Source organism: Psychrobacter sp. AOP5-GZ1-6 (genome assembly GCF_052376345.1).
Taxonomy (GTDB): domain Bacteria; phylum Pseudomonadota; class Gammaproteobacteria; order Pseudomonadales; family Moraxellaceae; genus Psychrobacter.
Genome location: NZ_JBQSVP010000252.1, coordinates 1 through 1541 on the forward strand (window position 1 = coordinate 1; position 1541 = coordinate 1541).

The following is a 1541-nucleotide window of genomic DNA, read 5'->3' on the forward strand; positions in this document are numbered from 1 at the left end:
GTTGCGAAGCTCTCGTTGGTGAGTTAATGGTGCATAAAAACAATATTACTTACAAAGCAGATTTAGTCTTTGTAGATGTAACTTCTTCATCAGGACAAAATATTAAAAAATCGAATGATTTTCAAAATTATTTAAAATTAAAGTCTTTTAATCAAGCTTTAATAAGAGCGGAACCAGTAGCAGAAACAAAGCTCGACTTAAATAAACTATCAAAAAATAAAAATAATAAAAGAGTTCTTAAATTTTTATTAAATATTAAAGCCGGTGTTCCTAAGGTACCAAATGCTAGCAAGTTAACATCTGAGCAACGCGAAAAGGCAGAGTCTGCAGCTCGCTCAAAATTTATGAATATGATTAAAGAAGAGCTTTCAGCAATTTTCATAAATCATGGCGACCAAGCTCCTATTGGTTTGACTGGTCGCAAAATCAAGTTAAACGACCCTTATAATCTTAGAACTTTTATTTTTTATTTAGATTTTAATATCAGTCGAATTAATGGGTTTGCCCCTGGAGACAAATTATCAAGCGGTAAGTTTAGGTGGGGGAACATTGTTATAATCTTCGCACAAGCAGCTACCAATAACGATACACTTGTTCATGAAATAGGTCATAGTTTAACGCTACGCCATGTATTTGATTCCAAGGCTCCATATACCTTTCATCAAGGTTTCAGTGATAAAGTAATGGACTATACTTGGCAAGCCATTAGTAAAAGAGCAAATAGCAATAAGCGTATGTCATTTACTAGATATCAATGGTATAAAATGCAAAAAGATACAAGTATTTATAGAATATAAAGGAAGAATTATGAAATTATTAAGATTTTCTATTATTACCTTATTATCAAGTTTTTCATTAATAGCTTGTGATAATAAGTTAACTGAACTCAAAGACATAGAGCAAAATCAAAGTACTGACAACCCCGTCTCAAATACAGATAACGGATTAACCAGTCAACAGTATCCAGCAATAGATGGAGATATAGATGAAATAGAAAATGATTTTTCAGTTGATTTGGAACCAAGAGTAACAAGTACGCCGGCAAAGCAATCCCAGACACGCTTTTCTTTGCCACAATTAAATACAGAGAAGTTAAAGACCTCATTCTATGATGATATGCAAGTTGAAAAAATTGAGGGAGAAAATATAAATGAAGACCTTAATAGTTTTTATGGTTTAGTTCAATATTCCGATGATACTTTTATTCATTATTCTTTTGAGAAAGAAAAGGATCAATATTTTGGCAAACTATTTTACGTAGCAGTACCTCAAAAACCTACTGAAGCTTTTAGTAATTTTCAGAAAAACATTATCTATAAGATGATAGATGTAAGTGGTGCAGATAATCCTCCTCAGTTCTTCCAAGAATTGTTAGATAGTCCAAAGATTACAAAGTATACAGAATGTGTTGTGCAGCAGAAACAATCTAAATACGTTATGGTAGAGATGACCTTTTGCGAAGATGATGACAGAACTGATATATCTTTATATAATCCTAAGTCTTAGAACAAGATCCCATCATTCCAAACTATCCAAGCAGT

1 protein-coding gene and 1 pseudogene are annotated in these 1541 nt (G+C 32.1%); both read left to right on the forward strand.

All coding sequences use genetic code 11. The annotated features are described in order from the left end of the window. A pseudogene (locus tag ACT3RN_RS15505) lies at positions 1-797 on the forward strand (hypothetical protein); the annotation flags it as partial. 10 nt (positions 798-807) lie between these two features. Further along, positions 808-1506, forward strand: coding sequence for a hypothetical protein (locus ACT3RN_RS15510; protein WP_192520673.1), 699 nt, complete (start codon positions 808-810; stop codon positions 1504-1506). Positions 1507-1541: the final 35 nt, after the last annotated feature.